Source organism: Cupriavidus phytohabitans (assembly GCF_017815025.1).
GTDB lineage: Bacteria > Pseudomonadota > Gammaproteobacteria > Burkholderiales > Burkholderiaceae > Cupriavidus.
Genome location: NZ_JAGIQB010000031.1, coordinates 87,140 through 94,350, shown reverse-complemented (window position 1 = coordinate 94,350; position 7,211 = coordinate 87,140). Strand labels below are relative to the sequence as shown.

Below are 7,211 nucleotides of genomic sequence, written 5' to 3'. Positions count from 1 at the left end.
CATACCAACCTGGCCAGCATGGTGGCGGCCGACGCCTCGGCGCTCTATGCCCGCAACGTGCTGGATTTCCTCAAGCTGGTCATCGACAAGGATGGCCAGTACACGCTCAACCTGGAAGACGACATCGTCGCCGCCTGCCTGATGTGCCGGGACGGCCAGGTCGTGCGCGAGGCGGCGTAATACGCGGCGTAATACCTGGGGGCGCCCCGCGCGCCCGCCAGCGATCATCCTGATCAGCATGAAGAACGCGATCAAGGAAATCAGGAAGGTCTGAGGTCTTGCTCCCCTCTCCGGCAATTGGGAGAGGGAGCACGCAAACGGTCATTCAGAGCCCCGGCCGTTCGCGCGCCGCAGTACAGCAAAAAAGAACACAGTAAAACGCTGCATCCCGGTTTCAAAGCAACGGAGGAGAAGTCGATGGAGATGGTGAACCACACGGTGATCAACCTGATCATCTTCGTGCTGGCAATCTACGTGGGCTACCACGTGGTCTGGACAGTCACGCCAGCCCTGCATACGCCACTGATGGCGGTAACCAACGCGATCTCGGCCATCATCATCGTCGGCGCGATGCTCGCCGCGGGCCTGACCGAGGGCGCCACAGGCCGCATCATGGGCACGCTGGCGGTGGCATTGGCAGCGGTCAACGTGTTCGGCGGCTTCCTGGTCACGCAGCGCATGCTGGAGATGTTCAAGAAGAAGGAGCCGAAGGCCAAGGCGACCGAAACCAAGCAGGCACTGGCCGGGGAGGGCGCGTAATGGCAGCCGGCCTCGTCAGCATGAACCTCGTCACCCTGCTCTACCTGGTGGCCTCGGTCTGCTTTATCCAGGCGCTCAAGGGGCTGTCGCACCCGGCCTCGGCGCGCAAGGGCAATGCCTTCGGCATGATCGGCATGGCCATCGCGGTAATCACCACGCTGGTCCTGATCATCAAGCTCAAGAATGATTTCCTGGCGGCCGGCACGGCGCAGTCGTCGGTGGGCTCCGGCCTGGCGCTGATCTTCGGCGCGCTGGTGGTGGGCGGCGGCATCGGCGCTTACGTGGCGCGCAAGGTGCAGATGACCAAGATGCCCGAACTGGTGGCAGCGATGCACTCGCTGATCGGTCTCGCGGCGGTGTTCATCGCGGTGGCCGCGGTGGCCGAGCCGGCCGCATTCGGCATCACGCCGGCAGGCTCGCACCTGATCCCGCTGGGCAACCGCATCGAGCTGTTCATCGGCTGCTTCGTCGGCGCCATCACCTTCTCCGGTTCGGTGATCGCCTTCGGCAAGCTGGCCGGGCGCTACAAGTTCCGCCTGTTCCAGGGCGCGCCGGTGGTGTTCCCCGGCCAGCACTGGCTGAACCTGCTGCTGGCGGTGGCGATGGTCGGCTTCGGCATCATCTTCTTCATGTCGCAGGCCTGGCTGCCGTTCCTGATCATGCTGGCGATCGCCTTCGTGCTGGGCGTGCTGATCATCATCCCGATCGGCGGCGCCGACATGCCGGTGGTGGTGTCGATGCTGAACTCGTACTCGGGCTGGGCGGCCGCCGGCATCGGTTTCTCGCTGAACAACCCGATGCTGATCATCGCCGGCTCGCTGGTGGGATCGTCCGGTGCCATCCTCTCGTACATCATGTGCAAGGCGATGAACCGCTCGTTCTTCAACGTGATCCTGGGCGGCTTCGGCGGCGCGACGTCAGCGGCCGCAGCGGGCGACCAGCAGCAGCGCCCGGTCAAGTCGGGCTCCGCCGACGATGCCGCCTTCCTGATGGGCAACGCCGAGACCGTGATCATCGTGCCGGGCTACGGCCTGGCCGTGGCGCGCGCGCAGCACGCCCTGAAGGAACTGACCGAGAAGCTGGCCGAGAAGGGCGTGACCGTCAAGTACGCGATCCACCCGGTGGCCGGCCGCATGCCGGGCCACATGAACGTGCTGCTGGCCGAGGCCGAGGTGCCGTACGACCAGGTCTTCGAGATGGAAGACATCAACAGCGAGTTCGGCCAGGCCGACGTGGTGCTGGTGCTGGGCGCCAACGACGTGGTCAACCCGGCGGCCAAGACCGATCCCAAGTCGCCGATCGCCGGGATGCCGATCCTGGAGGCGTACAAGGCCAAGACCATCATCGTCAACAAGCGCTCGATGGCGGCCGGCTACGCGGGTCTCGACAACGAGCTGTTCTACATGGACAAGACCATGATGGTGTTCGGCGACGCCAAGAAGGTGGTCGAGGACATGTTCAAGGCGGTCGACTAAGACGGCCGTGCCAGCAGGCGGCCGGGCGTTCCCGGTCGCTTGCGGCGCCGTGCCTTGCAAGGCAGCCACGGCGCGCTATACTGGCCTGCGAATGCGCACGCCGGCTTGCCGAATGCGCCGAACCCCTGCCCGCCGGCCCCGACGCCAACGCATCATGACCTTCAACCCGCATGACCGGAACCTGTCGGTCTTCCATCACCCGGTCCTGACCGTCCTCGTCGACGACAGCAAATCGTTCATCGACAGCCTGGCGTTCCAGATGGATGCCTCGCGCGCGGTCATCACCTTCACCGACCCGCGTGAAGCGCTGCAATGGATCCGCGAGGCCTATGCCACCCGCTTCCCCGGCTTCCTGCCGGTGCGGGTCACGCATGACGACCTGACCTTCCTGACCGAGCGCCGCACCGTCCAGCTCGATATCGACCGGATCTACCGCCAGATCCACGATATCAACCGCTTCCTGCAGCCGGGCGTGATCGTGGTGGACTACTCGATGCCGCAGATGGACGGGCTGGAGTTCTGCCAGGCACTGCAGGACCTGCCGTGCAAGACCATCCTGCTGACCGGCACCGCTGACGAAAGCATCGCCGTGCAGGGCTTCAACCACGGGCTGATCGACCGCTATGTAAAGAAGCACGACAGCAATATGGTGGAGCGGCTGGACCTGGAAATCGAGGCCATGCAGCATGCGTACTTCGCCACGCTGTCGCGCACGCTGCGCGAGTTGCTGACGCGGCATTCGTTCTCGTTCCTGTCCGACCCGGCCATGACCGAGCGGGTGCGCCAGCTGACGGCGCGCTACGGCTTTGTCGAGTACTACCTGTACCCCAACCCGGCCGGCATCCTGCTGTTGACTGCGCAAGGCCACGCCACGCTGATGGTGATCGAGACCCGCGCCGGCCTGATGAGCCAGGTGGAATCGGCCGAAGCCTACGACGCCCCCGCCGCGCTGATCGAAGGCCTGCGCGAGGGCCGCCTGGTGCCGTTCTTCTGGCCGGGCAACGGCATGTACACGCCCGCCTGCATCGACTGGGAGCAATACTGCCTGCCGGCCGAGCGCTGCGAAGGCAACGAAGAGTTCTTCTACGCCCTGTTCGACCTCCCGCGCCACCTGCTGCAGGAGCCGGTGGTCAGCCTGCAGGGCTTCCTGGCCGATTTTTCCCGCAATCCCGAGGCCCTGACGGGACGCAACCGCGGCTGACCCTGCGTGGCCTGCCGGGGGCGCGGAGGCGCTCAGTCCGCCTGCTGTGCCCGGTTGGCGCCTCGCACCATGTCGAACCGGAACAGCCGGCATTCGATATTGCCGTTGTAGAGCGGCGTGCGGCGCGATTCCTTCAGCCGCAACCGGCGCGGGAAGCCCAGGTCGCCGGTAAAGACCCACGCCTGCCAGCCCGCGAAGTTCTGCTTGAGCGTCGTGGCAAAGGCACTGGCGAACTGGTTGGCGGCCGCCTCCTCCACCTCGTCTCGCGGCATTTCCTCGTCCGGCATGCGGCGCTGCCCGCGCACCGCGATGCGCTCGCCGTACGGCGGGTTCATCAGCAGCAGGCCCGGCTCGTCGTAGGGCGGCTGCACGAAGCGTGCATCGACCTGCTTGGTGCGCGCCTCGCCCGGCAGGCCGGCGCGCTGCCAGTTGGCCTGCGTGATGGCCAGCATGTCTGTCGAGATGTCCGATCCCACCACCTGCAACTCATCGGCCGAGGCCAGCATGCGCGCGCGCTGGGCGTCGTCCTTGAGCTTCTGCCATGCCTTGCGGTCAACGCCCTTGAGCCATTCGAAGGCAAAGCTGCGGCTGCCGCCCGGGGCGATGTCCAGCGCCACCTGGGCGGCCTCGATCAGGAACGTCCCGCTGCCGCACATCGGGTCGTAGAACGGCCGGAAGGTCTGCCCCGGCACCCAGCCCGCCAGGCGCAGGATGCCCGCGGCCAGGTTTTCCTTCAGCGGCGCCTCGCCCTTCTCGGTGCGCCAGCCGCGCTTGAACAGGGGCTCGCCAGTGGTGTCCAGGTACAGCGTGCAATCGCGCTCGGTCAGGTGAGCATAGACGCGCACATCGGGGCTGACAGTATCGACACTCGGGCGGGCGCCCAGGCGCTCGCGCATGGCATCGCAGACGCCGTCCTTGACCCGCAGCGCGGTGAAATTCAGGCTGCGCAGCGGCGACTTGTGCGCGGTGATATCGACGCGCAGCGACTCGTCCGGCGAAAACCACTGCTCCCAGCGCACGCCGCGCGCCAGGGTGTAGATGTCGTCCTCGTGCCGGTAGCCGCGCGCGGCCACGCGCAGCAGCACGCGGCTGGCGATGCGCGAATGCAGGTTGACGGCATAGGCGGCGGCCATCTCGCCAGAGAAGTTGACCCCGCCCGGCACCTCCTGGTGCACCGTGAACGGCGCCAGCGCGGCCATGCCCGGCCGGGCGGCGATCTCGCGCAGTTCTTCGGCGAGGGCGCTCTCCAGGCCGCGCGGGCAAGGGGCAAAGAAGGCTTGGGTCATGGGTCAGGTTTCCTGCAAACAAAAACGTCCGCCGTAGCGGACGGGAGATATCCGATAGCTTAGTTCAAGCGGCGGCGAGCGCGCGCTCGAGGAAGTCGAGCCGGTCCTGGCCCCAGAAGGGCTGGCCGTCGAACACATACCACGGCGCGCCGAACACGCCGGCCGAGATCGCGTCCTGCGTGTTCTGCACGTAGGCCGCCTGCACCGACTGGGCCTCGCTGGCCTTGAGCAGGCCAGCGCCATCCAGTCCGGCCTCGTCGGCGATCTGCGCCAGCGTGGCGGCATCGGCAATATTGCGCTGCTGCGCCCACACCGCCGCGCCGATCGCGCCGGTCAGCTGCATCGCGCGCGCGGTGCCGTGCGCCAGCTGCGCCGCGATGATCAGCTTGCTGGCCGCGTCGCCGGAGACCGGGAAGTAGGTTGGCTCCAGGTTCAGCGGCAGGTCCAGGAACGCGCTCCAGCGCTTGAGCTCGACCAGCCGGTAGGCCTGGCGCTGCGGCGGGCGCTGCGCCAGCGGCAGTCCGCCGGAGACGGAGAATACCTTGCCCATGTCGCACGGCTTCAGGTTCACCTGCACGTCGTGGCGCTGGGCGATGGCAGCGAAGCGGGCATGGCCCAGGTAGACGAACGGCGACTGCGGCGTCAGGTAGTAGTCAACCAGCTTGCTCATCTCGATCTCGCAATTTGTGGAACGGGCGCCCGGCTCAAAACGGCTTGACGACCACCAGGATCACCACCGCCAGCAGCACCAGCACCGGCAGCTCGTTGAACCAGCGATAAAACTTGTGCGAGCGCGTGTTGCGCCCGCCTTCGAACTTGCGCAGCAGCACGCCGCAGCCGTGGTGGTAGCCGATCAGCACCAGCACCAGCGCCAGCTTGGCATGCATCCAGCCCTGCCCGGTGCCGCGCCCGATCCCGTAGCCCAGGTACAGCCACAGTCCGAACACCACCGCCGGCACCGCCAGCATGGTCATGAAGCGGAACAGCTTGCGCGCCATCAGCAGCAGGCGCTCGGTGCTGGCGGCATTGGTCTCCATCGCCAGGTTGACGAAGATGCGCGGCAGGTAGAACAGGCCGGCGAACCACGAAACGACGAAGACGATATGCAGCGCTTTGACCCAGAGCATCGGCGGACAGACGTTGGCTTGCGGTTGTTATTGTTGTTGGCGGGCCGGCGTCAGGTCCGGATCTCGCCGTGCCCGAACACCACGTACTTGAGCGAGGTCAGCCCTTCCAGCCCGACCGGGCCGCGCGCGTGCAGCTTGTCGTTGGAGATGCCGATCTCCGCGCCCAGGCCGTATTCGAAACCATCGGCAAAGCGGGTCGAGGCGTTGATCATCACGCTGGCCGAATCGACCTCGCGGATAAAGCGCATGCCCGCCGAGTAGTCCTCGGTGATGATCGAATCGGTATGGTGCGAGCCGTATTCGTTGATATGCGCGATGGCTTCATCGAGGGCGGCAACGGTCTTGATGGCGAGGATCGGGGCCAGGTATTCCAGGCGCCAGTCTTCCTCGGCGGCATCGACCAGCCCGCTGAAGCCGGCGGCCTCCAGCGTGGCGCGGGTTGCCGGGCAGACGCGCAGCTCGACGCCCTTCTCCTGGTAGATGCGGCACAGCGGCGGCAGCGCGGCGGCGGCGATGTCCCGCGACACCAGCAGCGTTTCCATGGTGTTGCACGGCGCGTAGCGCTGGGTCTTGGCGTTGTCGCAGACGCGCACGGCGCGGTCCAGGTCGGCGGCGGCATCGATGTAGACGTGGCAGATGCCGTCCAGGTGCTTGATCATCGGCACGCGCGCTTCTTCCATCAGGCGCGCGATCAGGCTCTTGCCGCCGCGCGGCACGATCACGTCGACGAATTCGGTCATGGTGATCAGGCGGCCGACCGCGGCACGGTCGGTGGTCTCGATCACCTGCACGGCCTCTGGCGGCAAGCCGGCGGCGGCCAGGCCTTCGGCCACCAGCGCGGCCAGCGCGGTGTTGGATTCGATTGCCTCGGATCCGCCGCGCAGGATGGTGGCGTTGCCCGACTTCAGGCACAGCGCCGCGGCATCGATGGTCACGTTCGGGCGCGACTCATAGATGATGCCGATCACGCCCAGCGGCACGCGCATCTGGCCGACCTGGATGCCGGTCGGGCGGAACTTCATGTTCGAGATCTCGCCGATCGGGTCGGCCAGCGCGGCGATCTGCTCCAGGCCGGCGGCCATGGTGGCGATGGCCTTGTCCGACAGCGTCAGGCGGTCGACGAAGGCGGCGTCCTGGCCGTTGGCGCGGGCACGCTCCACGTCGCGCGCATTGACGGCCTTGAGCTTGTCGGCATCGCGGCGGATGGCGGCGGCGATGGTCAGCAGCGCCTGGTTCTTGTCCGCCGTCGAGGCACGCGCCATCGCGCGCGACGCCGCGCGGGCCTGGCGGCCGACGCGGTCCATGTATTGGTTGAGGTCGAGCTCGTTCATGTCAGTGGCCGGGGGAAGGCCGTCAGTGTGTG

Annotated in this window: 7 protein-coding genes and 1 pseudogene; 4 read left to right on the top strand and 4 right to left on the bottom strand. The window is 66.8% G+C overall.

Annotation, left to right across the window (positions count from 1 at the left end; genetic code table 11):
- The 4 genes and pseudogenes from J8I34_RS21240 to J8I34_RS21225 all read left to right on the top strand — a co-directional run.
- Positions 1–180: pseudogene (locus tag J8I34_RS21240) on the top strand (NAD(P)(+) transhydrogenase (Re/Si-specific) subunit alpha); the annotation flags it as partial.
- Positions 181–417: 237 nt separating this feature from the next.
- Positions 418–759: an NAD(P) transhydrogenase subunit alpha part 2 gene (locus J8I34_RS21235; RefSeq protein ID WP_029047831.1), complete on the top strand. Its 342-nt coding sequence runs from the start codon at positions 418–420 to the stop codon at positions 757–759.
- On the top strand, positions 759–2,234 hold the full coding sequence (locus tag J8I34_RS21230) for an NAD(P)(+) transhydrogenase (Re/Si-specific) subunit beta (RefSeq protein WP_209806910.1): 1,476 nt from the start codon (positions 759–761) through the stop codon (positions 2,232–2,234). Before J8I34_RS21235 ends, J8I34_RS21230 begins: the two co-directional genes overlap by 1 nt.
- A gap of 154 nt (positions 2,235–2,388) precedes the next feature.
- Positions 2,389–3,435: a response regulator gene (locus tag J8I34_RS21225; protein ID WP_029047833.1), complete on the top strand. Its 1,047-nt coding sequence runs from the start codon at positions 2,389–2,391 to the stop codon at positions 3,433–3,435.
- Positions 3,436–3,467: 32 nt separating this feature from the next.
- On the opposite strand, the gene J8I34_RS21220 is transcribed toward J8I34_RS21225, so the two are convergent.
- From J8I34_RS21220 to J8I34_RS21205, 4 genes are all read right to left on the bottom strand, one after another.
- On the bottom strand, positions 3,468–4,721 hold the full coding sequence (locus J8I34_RS21220; protein WP_209806909.1) for a THUMP domain-containing class I SAM-dependent RNA methyltransferase: 1,254 nt from the start codon (positions 4,719–4,721) through the stop codon (positions 3,468–3,470).
- A gap of 64 nt (positions 4,722–4,785) precedes the next feature.
- Positions 4,786–5,391, bottom strand: a complete 606-nt coding sequence (locus J8I34_RS21215; RefSeq protein WP_209806908.1) for a 2-hydroxychromene-2-carboxylate isomerase — start codon at positions 5,389–5,391, stop codon at positions 4,786–4,788.
- Positions 5,392–5,425: 34 nt separating this feature from the next.
- Positions 5,426–5,848 (bottom strand): CopD family protein, encoded by a 423-nt coding sequence (locus J8I34_RS21210; RefSeq protein WP_209806907.1) that lies wholly within the window; start codon positions 5,846–5,848, stop codon positions 5,426–5,428.
- 50 nt (positions 5,849–5,898) lie between these two features.
- Positions 5,899–7,179, bottom strand: coding sequence for a glutamate-5-semialdehyde dehydrogenase (locus J8I34_RS21205; protein ID WP_209806906.1), 1,281 nt, complete (start codon positions 7,177–7,179; stop codon positions 5,899–5,901).
- Positions 7,180–7,211: the final 32 nt, after the last annotated feature.